Origin of the sequence: Neptunomonas sp., from assembly GCF_016744175.1 — a bacterium.
Lineage (GTDB): Bacteria > Pseudomonadota > Gammaproteobacteria > Pseudomonadales > Balneatricaceae > Neptunomonas.
This window is the reverse complement of record NZ_JADGEV010000048.1, coordinates 1-21,664: the sequence shown is the minus strand read 5'-3', so window position 1 is coordinate 21,664 and position 21,664 is coordinate 1. Positions and strand designations below refer to the sequence as shown.

The following is a 21,664-nucleotide window of genomic DNA, read 5'->3' as shown; positions in this document are numbered from 1 at the left end:
TTCAGTACTAAAAGTTTTGTACTTTCTTCATATTTCCCCCTCTGTGCTTCCTGCTTATGCTGGAACATTCAACTTAAATACAAATAAGACTGAATCATGATGAATAAGCGAATTAACGGGTTAGGTTCGTACTTTTTACTATGCGCATTGTGTGGACCGCTATTACTTTCACAGTCCGCGCAGGCACAGCTTGATATTGATATTGCCTATATAAAACTACAACAGGAGCATCGCCCTGTGCTCTCTAACATTCTTCCTGAAGCAAGCGATGCAGGCCAACGTGGTGCAGATTTAGCCCTACAAGACAGCAACACTACAGGACGGTTTCTTAAACAGTCTTTCCACCTAAAAACAGATATTAGCGACACCCCAGAAGAGACGCTCACACGGATACAATCCCGCTATGCACAAGGCATACGCCTATTTATTTTCGACCTGCCCGCCGGTGCACTAAAAACGGCTTCAGCGTGGCTTAACAAAGCATCACTTAACTCTGTCCCAGCAGATGATGTGCTGATTTTTAACACCCGCGCCAAAGAAAATGCCCTACGCGTTGATCAATGCATAAGTAATGTACTGCACACTATCCCTAGCCGCGCCATGTTAGCTGACGCACTTGCTCAATGGCTAAAAGAGAAACGTTTGAATAAGTGGCTACTGATTAAAGGCAGTACTGAAGGCGATCATGCCTACGCACAATCAATGCAAAGAGCGGCAAAACGTTTTGGCCATAAAATAGTAGCCGAGAAGCAATGGAGCTTTGATACAGACCTGCGACGTTTAGCACAAAAAGAGATGCCTCTCTTTACGCAAACAGAGGAATACGATGTCGTTGTAGTAGCCGATGAACAGGGAGATTTTGGCGAGTACGTTCTTTATAACACCTGGTACCCACGCCCTGTTGTGGGTACTCAAGGCCTCACCCCTGTTGCTTGGCATAGAGTCGTTGAACAATGGGGGGCGGCGCAATTGCAAAGTCGTTTTGAAAAGCTCACCGGCCGTTGGATGAATAGCCAAGACTATGCCAGTTGGCTAGCTGTGCGCTCTATTGCTGAAGCCGTCACGCGTACCAATACCACAAATACAACCACCCTCAAGCAGTACATTATTTCAGATAAATTTGAGCTTGCGGGCTTTAAAGGCCGCAAGCTAAATTTTCGTACATGGAGTGGCCAGCTACGCCAACCGATACCACTGGTTCATCCACGTTCTCTCGTATCTCAATCACCACAGGCTGGTTTTTTGCACCCATCATCTGAACTAGATACGCTGGGATTTGATGCACCAGAAAGCCAATGCCGTCTAGCGGAGCGCTTTTAGCGACAGGAAGTAACTATGAAAAAACAACAGCGCCTAACTCAACTTTTCGCCATATCAACACTACTATTGAGCGTACAAACCGCACTTGCCGAAACGGCTTACGTGTCAAATGAGAAAGATGACACTTTATCTGTTATTGACCTCGATACTTACGAAATCACCGCTACCATTGATGTAGGGCAGCGTCCACGCGGCATTATCTTATCCAAAGATCAAAGCAAGCTCTATATCTGTGCGTCAGATTCTGACACCGTTCAAGTCATGGATTTATCCACACACCAGATCATTAAAGAACTCCCCTCGGGCGAAGATCCTGAACAGTTTGCATTGCACCCCAACGATCGTCATCTCTATATCGCCAATGAAGACGACGCTTTAGCCACGATTGTGGATACACAAACGAGCGAAGTACTGGCGCAGATAGATGTAGGGGTTGAGCCTGAAGGCATGGCAGTTAGCCCCGACGGAAAAATAGCAGTCAATACCAGCGAAACCACTAACATGGTGCACTGGATAGATACGGAAACCATGCAGCTTGTAGATAACACACTGGTTGATCAACGCCCTCGTCATGTGGAGTTTTCAAAGGACAGTAAAGTCCTATGGGCCAGTTCAGAGATTGGCGGTAACGTCTCCATTATTGATGTTGCCAGTCGCCAGATTACTCATAAGGTCGCTTTTAAAATTCGTGGTGTTCATCCCGACAAAATTCAACCCGTAGGTATTAAACTCAGTGATGATGGCAAATATGCTTTTGTTGCACTGGGCCCAGCCAATCACATTGCTGTCATCGATACTAAAACATTTGAAGTCTTAGAATATATTTTGGTAGGGCGTCGTGTTTGGCATATGGCATTTAATGCAGACCAGTCGCTACTACTGACCACCAACGGTATTAGTGGTGATGTAACTGTCGTTGATATTGCTAAAATGAAAGCAATAAAATCCATCAAGGTAGGCCGCTACCCTTGGGGAATTGTTGTGAAATCACAATGAGTATTAAGGTTGAACAGCTCAGTTTTAATTACGGCAAAAAAAAAGCCCTAAACGATCTTAACTTCACATTGGAGAGTGGTCAGTTTAGTGCTTTGCTCGGCCCAAACGGTGCAGGAAAAAGCACTTTATTTGCTCTACTGACTCGCCTTTATTCATTACAAAGTGGAAGTATTCATCTACAAGGCCTAGACCTGCAAAAAACACCGACGCAAGTCATGCAGCAAGTCGGTGTAGTATTCCAGCAAAGCACGCTAGACCTTGATCTTAGCGTACAACAAAATCTTGCCTACCATGCTTCACTACATGGGTTTGGCAGCCGTGAAGCAAACGTGCGTATAGCGACAGAGCTTGAGCGTATGTCGATGGCCGATAGAGCCCATGAAAAAGTTCGAGCCCTCAATGGCGGGCACAGAAGGCGTGTTGAAATTGCCAGAGCACTCCTACACCAACCCCGTTTACTGTTATTGGACGAACCCACTTCTGGGCTCGACCCGCAAACCAGAAAGATATTAAATCAGCATGTCCGCCAACTCTGTGAAGACCAACAACTCACAGTGCTGTGGGCAACCCACCTGATTGATGAAATACACTCTCAAGACAGGCTTTTATTGCTACATCAAGGACACCTGCTCTCCTCTGGTACAGGAGAGGACTTATGCACTCTTAGTGGTAAGGAGCAATTAACCCATGCTTTTGAGCACCTAACACAACAATCGGTAGCCGCCGCATGAATATGAGATCAGGATATTATTGGCACTGCTTTAGAGGCATTTTGATACGCGAATACCTGCGCTTTATACAACAGCGCACGCGCTTTTTTAGCGCACTAGTTCGTCCACTATTATGGTTAGTGGTATTTGCAGCAGGGTTTCGTGCAGCATTGGGTATCGCGATTATCGAGCCCTACGAAACCTATATCACCTATGAAGTGTATATTGCACCAGGGCTTTGCTGCATGATATTGCTATTTAACGGCATGCAAAGTTCATTATCTATGGTCTATGATCGCGAGATGGGCAGTATGCGGGTACTCTTGATGAGCCCTTTACCACGCTGGTTTTTGCTGACCTGTAAGCTTCTTTCTATCGCGCTGGTGTCTTTACTGCAAGTCTATGCTTTCTTACTCATAGCGCTTTTTGTAGATGTTGAACCACCATTATGGGGATACTTAACAGCTCTGCCAGCATTTTTGTTGGTCGCTGTTATGCTCGGCGCTATTGGTCTGTTTATTTCATCGTGGATAAAGCAGTTAGAAAACTTTGCAGGGGTGATGAACTTTGTAATTTTTCCTATGTTTTTTCTCTCTTCAGCACTCTATCCATTGTGGAAAATGCAAGAAGCAAGCGAGTGGCTCTATTGGATCTGTTCTACCAATCCTTTTACCTATGCAGTGGAGCTAGTAAGGCATGCGCTGTATATGAAATTTGATCTACTCGCCTTCAGCATTACCCTAGGTACTACGTTACTTTTCTCTTTATTGTCCATTAACGGATTTAATCCTCAACGCGCGGCGAAAGTAAAATAGCCTTGCGATGGATAGCGAACTTGCTAGCAGATCACTCTGCATGCTCGCTATCTTTCTCAGCGCTTTCAGCTGCTTTTAGTTTCGCTTCTTTCTCTTTCCATTCACGCATATCTTCATAGTATATATCCCAAACACATGGTTCACATGCGCTTTCGCAACATTCATAATCCCCAGGAGGAGTTGGCTTTTCTAACATCGTTCTACCGTTATTTTCTTAATAATATAGTGCCATTTTACCACACCCCAACCCATAACCAACTATATTTGATCGCACCCATTTAACGGGTCACTCTAAACAACTAACCTGCTGTAAGTAATCCTGTAAGTTAATGCTTTCAGTCGTTACAAAGAGTTTTTCTGTTATGTGTAAACGACCAATCCTGTCGAGTCGAAACATCCGATATGCCTGTCTCAATTCACACCAACTTACCAATGTCCAAGCTCGCCCCCAGAAAACTAACCCCAACGGCCAAACACGGCGCACTGAAGAAGCCATGTCCTCTCTTCTATAATCGATTTCTAATACCTGTTGCTGTTTAATAGCCGTGCGCAATTGATCACTATATGGTGCACTCTGCTCCCGGTGCATGTCAGGTACTATTAACCACTCAGGCTTGGCCGTGTGCTCAAAATGTTGCCGCTCCGGCAGTACTGAACGAATCTTACTCAAAGCACTATCTGCCGCTTTTCCAAGTGCTTTGTCACTCCAGCCCTGCACCATTCGTACCCCTAGTAATAACGCTTCTAGTTCATCAAGATCAAACATTATCGGCGGAACGGTAAAACCAGGATGCAACCTGTAACCAACGCCAGTTTCACCTTCGATCGGCACACCGGAAAGCGACAACGCCTGTATATCACGGTAGATAGTACGCTCTGATACTTGCAAGCGCTCAGCCAAACTTTTGGCAGTAACAACCGTTCTACGACTACGTAAAATTGTCAGCAGCTGAAACAAACGCTCCGCTTTCCTCATAATGCTTGTTTTTCTCCATTAACCTAATGTCGAATAAAATAGGCGATACTATTTAACTTTCAGGGGTGCACCCCATTACACTTGTAGATACTTCCATATGGCGAACGTGACAAGTATTCTCATCAATTAGAGCACACAAAGCCTGGCCTGCAGAGCTATCCATAAACGCAACGGAACCCGCTTGCGCCATTTCCATATTTTCCCAATAAATCACATCAAACCACTGGCCTTTTCCATCCTGGCTCTGTGACCGGTATTGGAACCCAGGCTGCGCAGCTAATACATTATTCACCCCTTCAAATGTCTCCGCCACCTGTACGTCAGTCATACCTTCTACTAAAGAAAAGGATACTATCTCAACAACTGCACTCATGTTTTGTACTCCATTTATTGATAAGAAGATGACAGAGTACGGCCCCACTACTGACAACGTTGTGTCAGTAGTGTTTAAGAAATGTTATAAATCCTTACCCTGTTGCTAACAACACAAGACCAGCGAGGTTAATGCCAATGTCTTTTGAAAGTGCCATTACTTTTTTTATCGCCATTTTTATTTTTGGCATCACTCCCGGCCCCGGCACCTTTGCAATCTTAGCGCGAGCGATGGTCGAAGGTAGCCGCTCATGCTTTCTACTCGCATTTGGCATGACCGTAAGCGATATTATCTATTTGGTCCTCGCCTGCTTTGGTTTAGCTGTTATTGCTGAACATTGGGGAGGATTGTTTACTGCCATCCGTTTAGCGGGTGCAGTTTACCTTTGCTACCTTGGCTGGAAACTCTGGACAACCCCAATAGATCTATCTGAAGAAGAATCTAAATCAAAGTCTCGACATGGCTTCATGAGCTTTGTGCAGGGTTTTTTGATCTCGGCCTCAAACCCAAAGGTTATTCTATTCTATATCGCATTTTTGCCTACATTTATGGACTTGTCTGCGCTCAGTACAGCGGATATTGTATTGGCTTCTGCTTTGCAGCTTGGCGCTCTTATGCTCGGATTAATGATGATTGCACATATGGCATCAAAAGCACGTAGCTACTTTAAATCAGAGAAATCCATGCGTAACCTAAACCGTACAGCAGGCTCTATTATGATGGGAGCCGCTGCCTATTTGGCAAGTCGCAACTAAAGACTACTTTTCTACTTAATACTCAAAACCAGTACTTTAGTACTGGTTTTTTCACTCCAATGCAGAATGTACCGCGCCTATAAAACCGCGGTGTAATACAGTCTGCTATAAAGAGTGTCGTTGTATGAGAAAAATGATCGTTTGGCTGTGTCTACTGTACTCATGCTCTCAAGCCTCATTGGCCAAAGAGACTGTACAGGCAACCCAGCCGCTGGCCCCATGGTTAAATTCGCTAGAAAATAATAGTGAACTCTATACTTTGGAAGGCTACCGACTTTTTCGATATCGTAGCCCAACACCACAACAACACAAACAAGCAACGACAGTATCTACCCAGCAACTCGTTCGTTTGCTAAAGCAAACACCTGAACCTGTGTTAGTAGATGTGCAGCCGCTAGTATGGATGAATGGTTTTTTTATTCAGAAAAAACCTCGTTTCCATATTCCAGGTAGCCACTGGACACCCAATGTAGGCCAAGGGGAGCTAGATGATGCATGGGCAAACTACTTTAGACAGCACTTGCGAGTAATAACCCAAGGACGACAAGACTACCCTATTGTGATTTACTGCACTGCCGACTGCTGGATGTCGTGGAATGCAATAAAACGAGCATCGCAATGGGGATACTCTAATTTATATTGGTACCGGGACGGTTCTGATGGTTGGCAAGAAGCCGATTTAGAAACAGTAGCAGGAAAACCAGAAAAGTTTACACCCTGATCTACCACCTGCATATTTTGCATGCCGTTGATCAATAATAACTATAAGTACGGGAGAGTCTTGTGTATAAAATACTGATTGCGGATGATCACCCTCTATTTAGAGAGGCTATTAGCAATGTCATTCATACCAGTTTTCCTGACTGTGAATTACTTGAAACGCAAACCCTTGAGAACGCACTAGCCATCACACTGGATCAGGATGACCTTGATCTTATCCTTTTAGACCTTAACATGCCGGGCATGAATGGTTTAAACGGCTTGATAACTTTACGTAATGAGTCTCCAACTATCCCCGTTGTCATTGTCTCTGCGGAAGAAGACAAACAGATCGTATTGCAGGCAATTACCTATGGGGCTGTCGGTTTTATTACTAAATCTTCTTCCCGCGAACAAATGACTGATGCTTTAAAGCAAATTCTAGCCGGTAATGTATATTTACCTTCTGACATTATCCGTAGTAATTCACCTGAAACACGTCGCCAGCCTCGTCACGATGACAATCGTATCGCCCCTGAAATGCTATCGTCGTTGACACGTCGCCAGCTACTTGTGCTAGAAAGAATGTCTACTGGCGAATCGAACAAGCAAATCGCTTATAACCTAAACATTGCTGAAACTACGGTGAAAGCTCATGTATCTGCAATTTTGCGAAAACTGAGCGTGCATAACCGCATTCAAGCAGTTCTATCGGCGGGCAACATCAACTTTAGCGAGTACCTTAAACGCTAACAGCTAAGCGGTTTTTCAATAAATGCAAAAGCGTTGTTTTCAACTTCAACGGTTTGACGGGCTTATTCATTAGAATATAGCCCAGCTCACGAATTTCTTGTTTAAGGTCTTTATTGTAATTAGCCGTAATCATCAAGACAGGCAGTTCTTTCAGCATACGCTGAGAAATAGAACGCGCAGCGTCCACACCATTTTTGCCGTCATCCAAATGATAGTCTGCTATCAACAGGTCTGCAGGGTCACTTGTAGGGTCAACTAGCGCTAATAAGTGCTCAAGTGATAACGCCGTTGTTACACGACACCCCCATCCCTCAAGCAATGTTTTCATACCTTGGCAAATGGCCTGATCATTATCAACCACCCATATTTGTGCATCTTTCAGGCAATCTTGGGCTACTTCATTCCCCAGTATTGGAATAGCTGAATACAATGCCAACTCGCCATAAGGCACTTCAACAGAAAACACCGATCCCTTACCTTCTATCGATTTAACTGAGATAGGATGCGCAAGAACACGTGATATTTTATCAACGATGGCTAATCCTAGCCCAAGGCCTTTATCTTGCCCTTGGTCTTGAGGATTTAGTCGCCTGAACTCTTGAAAGACTTCTTGCAGCTGCGCGTCTGGGATGCCTAAACCGGTATCCCACACTTCAATAAGCAATGACTGCTGTTTTCTACGACAACCAAATAAAATCCTGCCGCTCGAAGTATATCGAATTGCATTGGAAAGAAAGTTCCTGATAATTCGTGCTAGCAGCTGCGAGTCTGTAGAAACAACAGCAGAAGACGCAATATAGGTCATTTTAAGATTTTCTTGCTGTGCAAACTGTCTAAACTCATTGGCAATATTTTCCATCAACTCTTTCACTCTGAATGTAGTTACATCCGGAGTGACCACACCAGCATCGAGCTTAGAAATATCAACCAATGTACCTAATAATGACTCAACATCGCTCAAAGCATGTGAGACAGAGTTAACAAGAGGGCGAGTCACATCACTGAGCTGCTTTTCAGCTAATGCACCGGTAAATAACCGTGCCGCATTTAAGGGTTGCAACAGGTCATGGCTAACGGCCGCCAAAAATTTAGTTTTCGAGAGATTAGCCTGTTCAGCATCTTTTTTTGCTTCTCTTAAACGAGCTTCCACTTGCGTACGTTCTTCAATTTCAGACAGCAAATGTTCATTCACAGCAGTGAGTTCTGATGTTCGTTCGTCTACACGTTGCTCAAGGTTCTGGTACGCCTCTTCAAGCTCCAATGCCACTTTTCGACGATCAGTAATATCTCTGATCATTACGAAAAACCCAACGGTTTCCCCTTCTTCATTTAGGTTAGGCACATACGATTTCAGCATGTAACGCTGCTCGCCCTTTCGATTTCGCTCAGCTATATCAAAGTTAACATTTTTACCTGACAGCGCTTCGTCGATGTAAGGAGATAACTCTCTAAAGCTTTGTTCTCCATGTACTTGAGTAATGCTTTGACCCGCGAGCATCCCACGCTCCCAACCATACCACTCATCATAAACTTTATTGGTAAAGCGGTAACAAAGATCATCACCCATATAGGCAATTAATGCGGGCACATGGTCCGTGATTAAGCGTATCCATTGCTCGCTTTCTTTGAGGGTTTCGGCATACTGGTAACGCTCTGTTATATCGGTGTAAGTATTCACATACCCGCCATCCGGCATAGCATGTGTCCTTACTTCAATAATATACTCACCGTGACGCATTACATTAGAGGTGTCTGAATGCCCCCCTTTTGCCTTAGTATCATGGAAATGTTTAATATTTAGTGCACGAAAAGGAGGATGCGATTCAGCGTGAGAACGGGAAACACCCGTTAACGTTAAGAAACGATCGTTCCAAATTTCTAACTGATCACTGGCATTCACTAACGCCACACCTTGTGACAAGTTATCCACCGTACGCTGTAACAGTTCAGATTTTTGTGCGAGAGCGGCCTCTCTTCGTTGCGTTTCAGATGCTTTTAATTGGCTTATGTCCGTATACAGCACCACCATACCGCCATCTGATGTAGGCCTTTCACTCATCTGAACCCATTGTCCAGTAGACAGTCGAAACACCTTATTGCCATCACCTGTTTCGCCGTATTCTTCAGCAATCAACCCATGCTGATCGGCTAAGCGGCGAACATCTTGTATGGTAGTACCGGTTGCTATTACCTGTCCCGTATTCTTCCATACTGCTTGAAATTTACTATTAAACAGCACAATACGACGCTCATGATCAAACAACACAAAAGCATCTGAAATACTTTCAATGGCATCGACTAAGCGCTGATTAGCAAGGTCCGCTATTTGGTTCGCACTTTTCAGTGCACGGTGGCTAATTTTCAGCTCAGATAATGCTTCATTTAATGCCTCTGTTCTCTCTCTCACTTGGTCAGCGAGTACAACAGAGTGCTCAAAGGCAGCATAAGGATTCGCTCCCTGCACATTACTTGATTCAACACGCTCAATCAGCGCCTGATTTATCCGTTGGAGCTTATAATTTTCCTTCTCCAACTGAGCTAAACGGGCTTTCAGCTCATCAGCCGTCATCAGAAGGTCTCCCAATCACGACACCCGTGAATGTCTGATTGATATGCATTCCTTCTAAATGCTCTCCATAAGTATTGAAACCAACAACCTTATGCTCACGTAATAGATCATTTGCCTGTTCTGTTATACCTAAATACTCAATTTCAAGTCGCCTTAGGAAACAGTCACAGCCAAGGATTAACTGAGGAAAGCCTACTTTTTGCTCTATACGCTCTAGTTGACTAGTAAGATTTTGGAGCATGTCTCCACGCTGCATTTGCGTTAGTACGATGCCATTCTCAACTGCACAATAAAAAGTAAGACTAAGATCAGCATTCACCTTTTGAATTGCGCGGACATAAAATACCTCTCCGATTTTCACTGCCAAAGGATTCAGTGCAAACACCTCTGGTGTTAAATCGCTAACGGGCACACCAATCAGATTGGCATACTCTTTTGCAGCGGGTTCAGCATTTAATTCAAAGACTCGACGGTTATCTCGTTCTGCAGCCGTCACAACCAACTTTTCACTTAACGACTCAAGGTGGTGGGTAGTAAATACCTCAAATTCGCAATCTGTATTAAACAACAGAACAACCGCAGCCCCTGTGTGAAATGCACCATGAGCGAAAACATGCGTATGAGCTAGATGAATATCATCGCCTGCGGATCCTCCAAAATGTGGAATATTGCCAAGTGCTGAGCTCAGTGCTGCCAATACTTGCTCTTCCTGAACGGCTAAACCATCTAATAGTGTGAGAACAAAACTATTCCCCTTAATAGGTGCTAATTGCTTTTTTCTGCCTTTATTTATAAAGGATTCAACAACAGACTGCGCCTGGGTCAATAAGAAATTATCCATCGCTTCAATCAGGCACGCCTCTACCGCAAAGTGATTCCGACTAAAACCTATCGCACTGATAGCCCCTTGTGCATAACCCTCAGACGTAATTTCACCTGCAGTAGTGCATCCAGCCAATGTTATATCGCCAAACGACTTATTCATCGCCTCTGCTAACAACTCTAAATCATATTCTGCAGAGCAAAAAAACAATACGAAGCTCAAATCATCACATTGAAGCTGCTGACGCAGCTCTGCAGCGGCGACAAATGGGTCGCTTTTATTAGAAAAACAAGACACGGCGGGTTGAGTCATAACAATGGTGATCCTTATCTAATAAGATCTTTGCTCAGTCTAGGCAGACTATTGGACAGAGCAAATACTACTTGCGGCCTAAATCCTTTCGCTACTGCAAAAAAATCATCTTGGCATTGCTAATATGTGGCTTAATAATGCTCGTAACTTTCCAGGTTTAACTGGCTTATTTAGGACCTGCAGCCCCAACTCTCGAAATAATTTTAAGCTTTTATCCGCGCGCTCTGCCGTCAGCATCGCGGCGGGTATTCTTTCATTAAAATGTTGCTCCAACTGTTCCAGCACATCGACCCCTGTCTCCTCATGATCTAAGTGGTAATCTAGCAGCAAAACGCGCGGCACCACGTCCTGTTGCTGGCAGAGTTTTATTGCCATACTGGCATCTGTTGCTGTCAAAGGAGCTAATCCCCATTGCTTCAGCAATGTCCGCATACTTAATAATATGTCGCTATCATTATCCACAACCAGCACGACTTCACCGATAAACTGGCTATTACCTTGCGTGTGAACTGCAGGTAGGGAGGGTATAAAATCTGACGGCGCTAGCGGTACTCTGATAGTAAATACCGAGCCTCTATCTGGTCTGGATTTAACATTGATAGGATGATCAAGCACCCGAGCAGTACGCTCAACAATCGCCAACCCCAGACCTACCCCGGTTCGCATTCCATTACGATGCTGAGCCAGCTGGTTAAATTCCTGAAAGATATCTGCAAGGCACTCGTCAGGTATGCCTTCTCCGCTATCCCACACCTGTATATCTAAATACTCCCCTCGCTTTCGAGCCCCCACCAAAACGCCACCACTATTGGTATATCGTAATGCATTGCTGACGAAGTTCCTCAGCACTCTCATCAGCAGACGAGCATCAGAATAAACTACGCACGAAGTACCTCGCACTCTTAAACCTAACCCCGTCCCATCGGCCACCGGTTGAAATTCAGTCTGAAGAGTGTTCATAAGTTGTGATAAATGAAATGCTGATGGGTCAGATTGCACCGCATTTTGATCCAGCTTGGAGATATCAAGAAGGTCCGTCAGTAAACCCTCCGCCCCCTCTAAAGCAACATGAACACGCTCAACCAAATGATTATCTTCCACGGCCATCGCTCGCTCACGCAAAGCAGCGACCAACAGGCGAGCCGCATTCATTGGCTGTAATAAGTCATGACTTGCCGCCGCTAGGTACTTATCTTTGCTGAGGTTGGCCGCTTCAGCTTGATCTTTTGCGACAGTCATCTGCTGTTGCGCGACTTCTCGCTCACGAATTTCTTCCCACAGTTTTGTGTTAACTGCAGCCAACGCATTGGTACGCTCTTCTACACGTAGTTCAAGTTCTTCATTAAGTTTTTTTAATCGTGCCTGATCACTAATCCGCTCACTGATATCCTGAACGAATGCTTCAATAGTAATATCGTCTTCTTCTTGCTTTAACAGCACATTCATCGATACATGAATCGTTTCACCACCGGCTTTCAACAAGCGAGTTTCATAACGATATACCTTGCCATCACGATGCAACCGATCAAGCAGTAAATGGTAATCCTTTGGCTCAACGAATAATTGCTTATCAATCGCATTGATATGATGAACCAGCTGGCTTGCTGAACGATAACCACATAAGGCAGCCATGGCAGGATTAGCCGCACGAAACTGCCCTTTCATGTCAGCCTGAAAAATACCGTGTAAAGCATTTTCAAATAGCCACTTATAGCGGTTACGCTCAGTTTCTAGCTCGTCTAGTTTTTGTGCAAGTTCAGGGTAGTAATTCTTGCGCGCAGAGTGGTCGCCAAGACCTATAAGATCTTCGAAAGAGGGTTTGTTATCAGAGCGCTTCTTCATAGACCGCTTCAACATCTCGCTGGTTTGATTTACGCGGGTTAGTCACAATACAAGGGTCTTTTAATGCTTTTGACGATAACGTCGGTATGTCAGAGACACTCACCCCTTGAGCGGCTAACTTTTGAGTCAACCCCACATCTGCTTTCAATGAAATAACATGCTGCATTAAACGCTGCTTTATTTGTGAAGTGCTTAAGCCTCGTGTATCAATCCCCATGGTTTGTGCAACAACTTTGAAGCGATCAGTTGCTTCTGAGTAATTAAAATCAATTACATGCTCAAGCAACATGGCATTGCAAAGGCCGTGGGGCAAATCTAAAAAGCCGCCCAAACTATGTGACATTGCGTGCACAGCCCCAAGAATAGCATTAGAAAATGCCAGACCTGCCTTCATTGACCCCAGCATAATTTGCTCACGTAGGTACATATCTTTCGGGTCTTCGACTAAAGGAACAATATTCATATTAATTAAGCGAATAGCATCGAGTGCGTGCATGTCTGTTAAAGGCCCTGCACCCGTGGACACAAAAGCCTCTATTGCATGAACTAATGCATCAATTCCCGTACAGGCACTTAAAAACCCATCCATAGTGGCCGTCGTTTCAGGATCAATCAATGACACATCCGGCACTACGGCTTTACTCACAATAGAGAATTTCACCTTTTCGCTTTGATCAGAGATGATTGCGAACTGAGAGACATCGGCAGAAGTTCCGGCCGTAGTAGGAATGAACACGAGAGGTGGAATGGCTGTATCAATGGTATCAACACCCTCGAACTCTAAGATATGACGGCCATGCGCACTGACAATTCCGATACCTTTCGCGCAATCCATAGGGCTACCACCGCCAACAGCAACAATGACATTACAGCCTTGCTGTTGATAGAAGTCTGCTCCAGCCATCACTTCTTCACAACGAGGGTTTGGTGATACATCAGTAAACACAGCATAAGGAATTTGCTGATCTTCCAAACTAGAAATTACATCCTCAACCCAGCCTGCTTTCATCACGCCAGGGTCAGAGACAATCAGTACCTTACGAGCACCAAAGGTTCGTGCATAATTTGCCACGGTATGTCGTGCGCCAGAGCCGAAGATAATTTCCGGTGACACAAATTTACGCAAATTAGAAATATCAGTGCTCATTAACAGTGCTCAACTTTCTTATTATCTTAGACGCCGTGATGATGCCGATGTATAGAGAGGATATGAAGTTTATAAAGCTTTTACAATCAAGCCGGTATTTCATGCGGTATTGTAACTGCAAAGCAAATTACAACTTAAAGCCCTCTCCTGTATTACACCTAGACCCACGACTATGGCACTAAGTCGATATATTACAGAGAGTTGTGAGGTATAAGATACAAATAGCACAAGGCCAATAGCTCACAAATCCAGAGCCAAAGCAGCATTCGCCGCTCATCGAGAATCCCTGATGATATGTACGTCACAGCACTAAGCTACCTACATACTTTCGGGGACAATATGAAAAATAAAAAGCCACACCTCAAACTTCTGACTTGTGCAATTGCTGTTGGATTATGCAGTCAAGCTTCAGCGGGTTTAACCCTCTATGATAAAGACGATACTACCTTCAGTGCAGATGGACTCATCAACACATTTTATGTAAATAGCCACATCGATGATGCTGATGATACGTTGGATCGCAGCCAGTCCCGCGTGAAGATGGGTTTCTTGCCGAACTATATTGGCTTTAACTTTGGCAAACAGATAGATGACCTAAAACTTGGAGCCCGTTCTTCTTTCTGGGTAACGATCAATGATGGTAATAGTAACCTTACAGACACAATGATCGATGTTCGTCAGTTCTACGGAACAGTCGATGGTGAATGGGGCCAAGTGTTAATTGGTAAAGACTTTTCATTATTTGGCCGCAGTAATATTCTTGGCGATGAGCTACTACTAGGTTACGGACAAGTCGGTTCAGATGGTCTGGTCGATAGCGGCAATGTTTCTTTCGGTAACATTGGTACAGGCTACCTATATCCCTTCCCCAACGCACAGATTACTTACCGCACCCCTAGGTCCAACGGCTTCCAACTTGCCGTCGGTATTATGGATCCAGCTAAATCATCATCCGGTTCTGAAGAAAGCACACCACGATTAGAGGCTGAGCTTACCTTTGAAACATCTCTAAGCGACAACGTGCCTCTTAAAGCATGGGTCAGTGGGATGGCGCAAAGCTCAAATTCTGGCGCTGCAGATGTTGACTCTAACGGCGTAGCTTATGGTGTCAATGTTAAGGTTTCGGGCCTATCTCTAAGTGCATCAGGGTTTAGTGCTACCGGCGTAGGTACAGCAGGTTTAGCTAACTTAGTCACTGCAGACAACGCGGATGTAGACGGGTACCTTGTACAAGCAGCTTACACTATGGGCAGCGAGCGTTTAGTGGCATCTTATGGCGAAAATTCTGGAGGAACAACTGAATCAGCCAATGATTTGGATGCACAGAACACAGCCATTGCTTGGTTCCACACAGTAAACAGTAATCTAAAACTAGTCGCTGAATACGATCGTACAGAGAGCGATACACGTGAAACCGATACTGTTGCATTAGGCGCAGTACTCACCTGGTAAACACTACCTTGCACAGAGTGCGGTCCCCCCCTTCACCTCACTCTGTGGTTTTTCAATCACTTACTTTTGCTAAAGATTTTCTGCCCTAAGCTCACCACCGCAACCGTTAGAGCACCAGCCAACAAACCAATACCGAGATTCAATAGCGTCGGTGTTAAAGCACCTAAAATAGAACCGACAGCCGGCAACAACTGTGCTTTACTTTCCGCACCTTCAATCAAGTGATGCAGTACAGGGACGCCATGAGAAATAATTCCGCCGCCAACAAGAAACATAGCAATAGTACCTACCGTTGCTAAGCCTTTCATCAGATAAGGGGCGGCAATAATAATCCAATGTCCCAATTTTTTCTGAAAGCCAACCCAGGCACTCAACCCTTTCTTAGCGTTAAGATAAAAACCCAAATCGTCTAATTTAACGATGCCCGCAACAATCCCATAAACACCGACAGTAACCGCTAATGCTATCGTGATAAGCACTGCCAACTGGGTCACTAATGGGGCTCCTGCTACAGTCCCCAGCGTGATAACAATAATTTCTGCGGATAAAATAAAATCGGTTCGAATAGCGCCTTTGATTTTCTTTTCTTCAAACGCCACCATATCAACACTGGCATCATCTACTGCGGCTTCCAGCTCAGCATGATGTGCTTTATCTTCTTCTGCACTGTGAAGATATTTATGAGCGACCTTTTCAAAGCCCTCGTAACACAGAAACAACCCTCCCAGCATGAGCATAGGTATAATCAACCACGGCAGAAAATAGCTTATCGCCAATGCACCGGGTACCAAAAACACTTTGTTTAAGAGCGAGCCTTTGGCAACAGCCCAAACAACGGGTAATTCACGGTCGGCCTTAACACCCGAGACCTGCTCAGCATTAAGAGCGAGATCATCACCCAAGACTCCTGCTGTCTTTTTAGCAGCGATCTTGGTCATTAACGCGACATCATCAAGTAACGTCGCAATATCATCAATTAAGGTTAACAGGCTAGAACCGGCCATTTTTTATCCTACTCAAAGAAACATAAAGAGCTAAATCATAGCGGATTACGATGAATAATGTCTGACTCTACAACAATTCAGACATAAAAAAACCCGCATTAGATGCGGGCCAAAAGAGATGTTAGCAACAACGAGTACCAACAGCAAAAACAGGAGTAACCTTGAAGAAACAACGCATAAATTATGCCGTGTAGGCCTTACCAATGCTGTTCTGCATAAGCGTAAATAAGGTACTACTGTAGATGAGCTACTTTAGTATTAATCTTGCAGTCAGCTGACTGCTTATTAAGAATCGTAAGGCACTGCTAACTGTTCGTCTGTTAAATTTATGACGCCTGCTACTAGCTTGTTGATCCTATGAGTGCACAGCTGAGCCTGCACACGAGGGTAGCGAGGAAGAACACGATCATTCAGCGCAGCAAACTCCCACCCTTTTGTTAAAGAGATAAACTCCAGTGCAAAGTCATCTCCATGTTCAATACAACCCGCCATAATGACATCTGCATAGCTTAATGCGATGGGGCAAGCATCTGTTGGCGGAACAATTTCACATGCATGATATATCCACAGAGTACCTTGCGGCAGTTCATCTTCTTGGTATGACTTTATCTGGTGAGATTCTATACGCGAGCGTTGGTATCCCTGCTCTCGTAAATCAAAGTTGGGGATTTCGCTTTCAGGCACTTCCACTAATACACCATTACAGAACGCGCCTTCACATTGAACTACTGCCACAGAGCTCATCCCAAAATCAGGAGACATAACAGACCAAGATCTTTCATAGCCCGCAATTTTTACAGGTAAAACAGCACCAGACTCCCCAGTTACCGCTCGACTAAGGCTGTTAATTAAACTGCCATAACCAAAAATATAATGCTTAGCAAAGGTGCTCATCTTAGGCGCGTCTCATCTATGATTTAATAAAAATGCTTTTGTGCGATATCTTATTATGATGTAAAGCCTATAAAAGCACTATTTACACCCGCAAAAGAACCCACGGGCTTGGCATACAGAGGCTAATCCGCTACTTTAATGGCCATATAACTCATCTTTTGTACGGTTTTACGTTTACTATGCGCCAAGTTATGATGAATGCGGACCTTTTCTGGTCTCGTTTACCCTCACTCCACAAGATTCTATCGCTACTTTTCGCCTTGCTAATATGTGTAGTTCTTTTCGTTGGCGGTAATGATGCTAGCAAGACACTGACGCTACCCACGCTATCTTCCTCTGAAATAGACCTCAGTGATTTTGAATATAAAGCATCCAAGCAATACCCTGCAAATTACGCCTACAGTATTTCAAAAGGAGATTCTCTTAGCTCAATATTCCAGCTGTTACGGATTCCACAATCCACTATGTACGAGGTATTGGAAACAGACCTAGCCATATTAGCACTCGACACCTTAAAGCCAGGAAATACACTGCGCTTTTGGCTGGATTCAAAAACTCAAAAGCTTGCTAAACTTGAGATAGAATTTAACTTAGCGCATAAAGTCATCTATCAACAGGTCGGCTCTAATGGTTTTGAATACAAAGAAATCATTATTCCTGGTACCTGGAAGCAAGAGGTGCTTGCTGGTGATGTAAAAGGCAGCTTCTATAACTCCGCATCCCGCGCAGGCTTAAAAGCTAGCGATATCATGGAAGTATCATCTTTATTAAAAGAGAAAATCAATTTTAATAAAGGGTTTCGTCTCGGTGACACTTTCCAAATAATTCGCTCAAAACAAACAGTAGAAGGACAGGAAACAGGCGAAACTCGCGTCGAAGCCATCCGCCTGATTAACCGAAAGAGCGAAATCACCGCTTATCTATATAAAGACAGTTATTATGATAAGAATGGGGTCGGCCTAGAGCGTGCGTTTTCTCGCTACCCTCTCGTTAAAAAATTACGTATTACTTCTAGTTACAACCCTAGACGCCGCCACCCAGTAACCCGGCTCATCAGACCCCATAACGGTACTGACTTCGCGGCACCTATCGGCACACCCGTACTTTCAACAGGAGACGGTGTCGTCACTGAAGTTAAAAAACATACTTACGCCGGCCTTTATATCAAAATAAAGCATGGCCAAAAATATAAAACACGCTATCTTCACCTTAAAAAAGCCTATGTTCGTAAAGGACAAAGAGTTTCGCGTGGCCAAAAAATTGCGTTATCTGGTAACTCCGGACGTTCCACTGGTGCACATTTACATTACGAGCTTCATATCAACAACCGTGCAGTAAACGCCATGAGCGCCGATATCCCCATCATGACTGAAATTGAAGGCAGAGAACGTAAAGCCTTTAAGAAAACGGTCGCTGCCCACAAGAAGGCCATGGGCGCGGGATAGGCATTGTGGTTAGCCTTATTCCATAGAAACAGGACTTCGAATCTAACCGGTTACAGAGTACAATCTTGTGAGTTGTTTTATGCACCGACATTAAAAATGTGACCCGGTGCTTTATTATGCTGGAAATGGAATTCCCGAAATGAAACGTACAATACAACATTGTTCTCGTATTACCTGCGCCATTATCTATCTACTTTTTAGCTTTTCAGTATTAGCTTCTACCGAATCTGACTCAACACGTGCCGACCTCGATCATGCCTTAGATTTCTTTTATAAGAAAAACTACGATGTCGCTTTTGATCTATTCTCCAAAATTGCAAGCAACGATGTACCTGAAGCACTCCATTATTTAGGAAAAATACACGCAAAACGAGCAGATTTTGAAAAATCCATGCACCTTTACAAGCAAGCAGCCCAAAAAAACCACATTCCAGCAATGCGCCAAATTGGTTCAAACTACTCTAGTGGTACAGGTGTGACAAAAGACCACCTAGTGGCAGAAGACTGGTTTCGTCTAGCTCAAAAAAGGGAGCGTGAAGTAGGCCCAACGTCCACAATAACTTTTTATAACCAACAGCAAGAAGAAGTGTCATTTGCACAGGTACTCAAGCAGCTAGAACAGCAAGCTACAGCTGGTGAAGCAGGTGCTCAATCACGACTAGCTATGATATATGATGCTGGCTTGCTAACGCCGCATTCCTTACCTAATGCTATAAAGTGGTACACCCTTGCCGCAAAAAATGGAAACGAACATTCTCAATATATGCTGGGTTATTTTTATTGTCGTGGAATCGGCGTCGAAAAAGACGTAACGAAAGCTAATAATTGGTTTAAAGAATCAGATAGAGATATTACCTGCCACCAGAAAGCACGGAGCGCCCAATGAACTACGAACAAAAACTCCTTAAAGACCTTAAAAAGAATGAAAATGTAATCCAAGTTTTGGATTACGATTTGTTCGTTAAAGAGTGGGAAGCAAGAAAAGGCACATTAAAAACAGGTGCTGGCTTTGCAGCACCAGCAGGCGACTCAATTATCGCTGCAAAACTGCTCAAAGAGTTTGGTTTCGATGCTCAGAAAGTAACTGTCAAAACCTATGCAGGTAAAAAATACGTTATTTTTAAAGGCTACCCAGGACAACGTGAAATTTTTAAAGGTACTCGCTACCTAGCCCAAAACCCACAAGTAGTACGTATGGCCGTTGGCCCGAAAGGTATTGTTTCTTCTGTAAAAAGCGGCTTTGTTCTTAGTGTGGTTTTATCCGTTGGCATTGAAGTTTTCGATTATGTTATTCGGGACGATGCTCTACTCTCAGAGTTATTGGGCACTATTACTTCTGATTTAATCAAAATTGGCCTTAGCTCAATAGCCGCAGCGGTTGCGGGGCTGGCAGTTGGATCAGCGGCTATTTTAGGCTCAGTTGCTGCTGCACCTCTCATCGCAGCGATTGCTGTGGGTATTGTCACAGGGCTCGTTCTTGAGAAAATAGATAGAAAACTTGGGGCAACCAGCGCCCTGATAAAAGCCTATGAGAAAATGGGTCTCGACCTTAGAGAAATGAAGTACGAGTTCAACCGTAACTTAAACTATTTAGAAAGAAATCCACATATGATTTCCTGCTTATTTGGGCCGTGTAGCGCGAGAATGTACTAGTGTCCAAAACCACGGCTCTCATTCTTGTTGGATTATTTAATCTTCTTGCTATTCCTGCAGTCGTTTATGCATTTTATGATATTTTTGAAACCCTGCAAGCGATTGTGAGAGCGGATGAGCAGATCTATTACGACACAGCCACATCCTATTTTTTTTTAATGTCCATTTTTTGGGTTTTCACTTTTACTGGAATGGCAGGGCGCTATAAAATTTTAAAGCCCGTTGCTCGCTTGGCAGGTGGAATCATAATGGTGTGGTTTATTGCGGGGTTAATCATTGCAAACATTATTCCCTATTGGCTACAGCATTCTTTAACCGATGCAGGCTACATTGCATGCCATGATCCAAGAGAAGTACATCGTACCGGCCGGGGTGAAAGCTTAATTTACCAAAAAACACCCTGCCCTTAATCCTCTACGCTAATGATGCACTGGTAAACTCATACTCTTTTTCTAGCGCATCAGTAGCTATTGGCGTGGGTCTTGTAACAGAGTTTGTACTTAATGAAATAGACAAAAAACTATGCTGATAAAAGCTTATAAAGAAATCGGCCTTGAATTAGACCAAATAAAATATGAGTTCAACCGCAGCGTAAACTATTTAGAAAACAATCCACAGATGATTCGCTGCTTATTTGGGCCTTGCAGCGCAAGAAGCTACTAATGTCCAAAGCCACTGCGCTTTTCCTCATTGGGTTGTTTAATATTCTCGCTATCCCTGCAGTAGGGTATGCATCTTATAAACTTTTCGAAACACTACAAGCAATTGAGAGCATGGATGAAAAAATCCATCATGACACAGCCACTTACTATTATTTTTTGGGCTCTATCCTTTGGGTTATAACCTTTGCGGGGGTAATAGAGTACTTTAAAATTTTAAAGCCCATTGCCCGAGTATCAGGAGGGGTCATAGTAGTGTGGTTTATTGCAGGATTAGCCATGGCAAACATTATTCCCTATTGGCTAAACCACGCTTTAACCGATGCTGGCTACATTGCATGCCATGATCCAAGAGAAGTACATCGTACCGGTCGAGGGGAAAGCTTAATTTATCAAAAAACACCCTGCCCTTAATTCTCTTTGTTAATAATGCACTGGTAAAACTCATACTCTTTTTCCAGCGCATC

At 44.0% G+C, this 21,664-nt stretch carries 22 protein-coding genes; 13 read left to right on the top strand and 9 right to left on the bottom strand.

The window, feature by feature from the left end; all coding sequences use genetic code 11:
• Nucleotides 1-96: 96 nt before the first annotated feature.
• Genes QZZ55_RS16850 through QZZ55_RS16835 form a run of 4 tightly spaced genes read left to right on the top strand, consistent with a single transcriptional unit; the run spans nt 97 to nt 3,841 of the window.
• Nucleotides 97-1,320, top strand: coding sequence for an ABC transporter substrate-binding protein (locus QZZ55_RS16850; RefSeq protein ID WP_293268592.1), 1,224 nt, complete (start codon nt 97-99; stop codon nt 1,318-1,320).
• A gap of 15 nt (nt 1,321-1,335) precedes the next feature.
• Nucleotides 1,336-2,316: a YVTN family beta-propeller repeat protein gene (locus QZZ55_RS16845; protein WP_293268591.1), complete on the top strand. Its 981-nt coding sequence runs from the start codon at nt 1,336-1,338 to the stop codon at nt 2,314-2,316.
• Entirely contained in the window at nt 2,313-3,047 is a 735-nt protein-coding gene (locus tag QZZ55_RS16840) for an ATP-binding cassette domain-containing protein (RefSeq protein WP_293268590.1), read from the top strand. The genes QZZ55_RS16845 and QZZ55_RS16840 overlap by 4 nt, the downstream gene beginning before the upstream one ends.
• Nucleotides 3,044-3,841, top strand: a complete 798-nt coding sequence (locus QZZ55_RS16835) for an ABC transporter permease (protein ID WP_293268589.1) — start codon at nt 3,044-3,046, stop codon at nt 3,839-3,841. The genes QZZ55_RS16840 and QZZ55_RS16835 overlap by 4 nt, the downstream gene beginning before the upstream one ends.
• 31 nt (nt 3,842-3,872) lie before the next feature.
• On the opposite strand, the gene QZZ55_RS16830 is transcribed toward QZZ55_RS16835, so the two are convergent.
• From QZZ55_RS16830 to QZZ55_RS16820, 3 genes are all read right to left on the bottom strand, one after another.
• Nucleotides 3,873-4,037, bottom strand: a complete 165-nt coding sequence (locus tag QZZ55_RS16830) for an oxidoreductase-like domain-containing protein (protein ID WP_293268588.1) — start codon at nt 4,035-4,037, stop codon at nt 3,873-3,875.
• A gap of 90 nt (nt 4,038-4,127) precedes the next feature.
• Nucleotides 4,128-4,817 (bottom strand): YafY family protein, encoded by a 690-nt coding sequence (locus QZZ55_RS16825; protein WP_293268587.1) that lies wholly within the window; start codon nt 4,815-4,817, stop codon nt 4,128-4,130.
• Between the two features lie 52 nt (nt 4,818-4,869).
• The gene (locus QZZ55_RS16820) at nt 4,870-5,190 is read right to left on the bottom strand and encodes a hypothetical protein (RefSeq protein ID WP_293268586.1); all 321 of its coding nucleotides are present in this window, start codon (nt 5,188-5,190) and stop codon (nt 4,870-4,872) included.
• Nucleotides 5,191-5,327: 137 nt separating this feature from the next.
• On the opposite strand from QZZ55_RS16820, the gene QZZ55_RS16815 reads away from it, so the two are divergent.
• The 3 genes from QZZ55_RS16815 to QZZ55_RS16805 all read left to right on the top strand — a co-directional run bounded on the left by QZZ55_RS16815 (nt 5,328) and on the right by QZZ55_RS16805 (nt 7,397).
• A complete protein-coding gene (locus QZZ55_RS16815) occupies nt 5,328-5,945 on the top strand; it encodes a LysE family translocator (protein ID WP_293268585.1) in 618 nt (205 codons plus the stop codon).
• 124 nt (nt 5,946-6,069) lie between these two features.
• The gene (locus tag QZZ55_RS16810; protein WP_293268584.1) at nt 6,070-6,666 is read left to right on the top strand and encodes a rhodanese-like domain-containing protein; all 597 of its coding nucleotides are present in this window, start codon (nt 6,070-6,072) and stop codon (nt 6,664-6,666) included.
• Nucleotides 6,667-6,728: 62 nt separating this feature from the next.
• Nucleotides 6,729-7,397, top strand: a complete 669-nt coding sequence (locus QZZ55_RS16805; protein WP_293268583.1) for a response regulator transcription factor — start codon at nt 6,729-6,731, stop codon at nt 7,395-7,397.
• Here QZZ55_RS16805 and QZZ55_RS16800 read toward each other — a convergent pair.
• The 4 genes from QZZ55_RS16800 to ercA form a co-directional block, all read right to left on the bottom strand.
• Nucleotides 7,387-9,966, bottom strand: coding sequence for a PAS domain-containing hybrid sensor histidine kinase/response regulator (locus tag QZZ55_RS16800; RefSeq protein ID WP_293268582.1), 2,580 nt, complete (start codon nt 9,964-9,966; stop codon nt 7,387-7,389). The genes QZZ55_RS16805 and QZZ55_RS16800 overlap by 11 nt on opposite strands.
• Nucleotides 9,956-11,101: a nitric oxide-sensing protein NosP gene (nosP, locus tag QZZ55_RS16795; protein ID WP_293268581.1), complete on the bottom strand. Its 1,146-nt coding sequence runs from the start codon at nt 11,099-11,101 to the stop codon at nt 9,956-9,958. The genes QZZ55_RS16800 and nosP overlap by 11 nt, the downstream gene beginning before the upstream one ends.
• A gap of 105 nt (nt 11,102-11,206) precedes the next feature.
• Nucleotides 11,207-12,943 (bottom strand): NahK/ErcS family hybrid sensor histidine kinase/response regulator, encoded by a 1,737-nt coding sequence (locus QZZ55_RS16790; RefSeq protein WP_293268580.1) that lies wholly within the window; start codon nt 12,941-12,943, stop codon nt 11,207-11,209.
• Nucleotides 12,927-14,090 carry an alcohol dehydrogenase-like regulatory protein ErcA gene (ercA, locus tag QZZ55_RS16785; RefSeq protein ID WP_293268579.1) on the bottom strand — a complete coding sequence of 388 codons (1,164 nt, stop codon included), beginning with the start codon at nt 14,088-14,090 and terminating at the stop codon, nt 12,927-12,929. Before ercA ends, QZZ55_RS16790 begins: the two co-directional genes overlap by 17 nt.
• A 339-nt stretch (nt 14,091-14,429) precedes the next feature.
• Here ercA and QZZ55_RS16780 point away from each other — a divergent pair, with 339 nt between their 5' ends.
• Nucleotides 14,430-15,542, top strand: coding sequence for a porin (locus tag QZZ55_RS16780; protein ID WP_293268578.1), 1,113 nt, complete (start codon nt 14,430-14,432; stop codon nt 15,540-15,542).
• 56 nt (nt 15,543-15,598) lie between these two features.
• Here the strand turns inward: QZZ55_RS16780 and QZZ55_RS16775 are convergent, their stop codons facing one another.
• Both QZZ55_RS16775 and QZZ55_RS16770 read right to left on the bottom strand, forming a co-directional pair.
• On the bottom strand, nt 15,599-16,546 hold the full coding sequence (locus QZZ55_RS16775) for a DUF808 domain-containing protein (protein WP_293268577.1): 948 nt from the start codon (nt 16,544-16,546) through the stop codon (nt 15,599-15,601).
• A 285-nt stretch (nt 16,547-16,831) separates the two neighbouring features.
• On the bottom strand, nt 16,832-17,440 hold the full coding sequence (locus QZZ55_RS16770) for a gamma-glutamylcyclotransferase family protein (RefSeq protein WP_293268576.1): 609 nt from the start codon (nt 17,438-17,440) through the stop codon (nt 16,832-16,834).
• A 179-nt stretch (nt 17,441-17,619) separates the two neighbouring features.
• On the opposite strand from QZZ55_RS16770, the gene QZZ55_RS16765 reads away from it, so the two are divergent.
• The 5 genes from QZZ55_RS16765 to QZZ55_RS16745 all read left to right on the top strand — a co-directional run bounded on the left by QZZ55_RS16765 (nt 17,620) and on the right by QZZ55_RS16745 (nt 21,611).
• Entirely contained in the window at nt 17,620-18,885 is a 1,266-nt protein-coding gene (locus tag QZZ55_RS16765; protein WP_293268575.1) for a peptidoglycan DD-metalloendopeptidase family protein, read from the top strand.
• Nucleotides 18,886-19,024: 139 nt separating this feature from the next.
• Complete coding sequence (locus tag QZZ55_RS16760; RefSeq protein WP_293268574.1) at nt 19,025-19,771, top strand: tetratricopeptide repeat protein; 747 nt, start codon at nt 19,025-19,027, stop codon at nt 19,769-19,771.
• Nucleotides 19,768-20,538 (top strand): hypothetical protein, encoded by a 771-nt coding sequence (locus QZZ55_RS16755; protein WP_293268573.1) that lies wholly within the window; start codon nt 19,768-19,770, stop codon nt 20,536-20,538. The genes QZZ55_RS16760 and QZZ55_RS16755 overlap by 4 nt, the downstream gene beginning before the upstream one ends.
• Entirely contained in the window at nt 20,538-20,948 is a 411-nt protein-coding gene (locus QZZ55_RS16750) for a hypothetical protein (protein ID WP_293268572.1), read from the top strand. The genes QZZ55_RS16755 and QZZ55_RS16750 overlap by 1 nt, the downstream gene beginning before the upstream one ends.
• A 252-nt stretch (nt 20,949-21,200) precedes the next feature.
• Nucleotides 21,201-21,611, top strand: coding sequence for a hypothetical protein (locus QZZ55_RS16745; protein ID WP_293268571.1), 411 nt, complete (start codon nt 21,201-21,203; stop codon nt 21,609-21,611).
• The last annotated feature ends 53 nt before the right edge of the window (nt 21,612-21,664 follow it).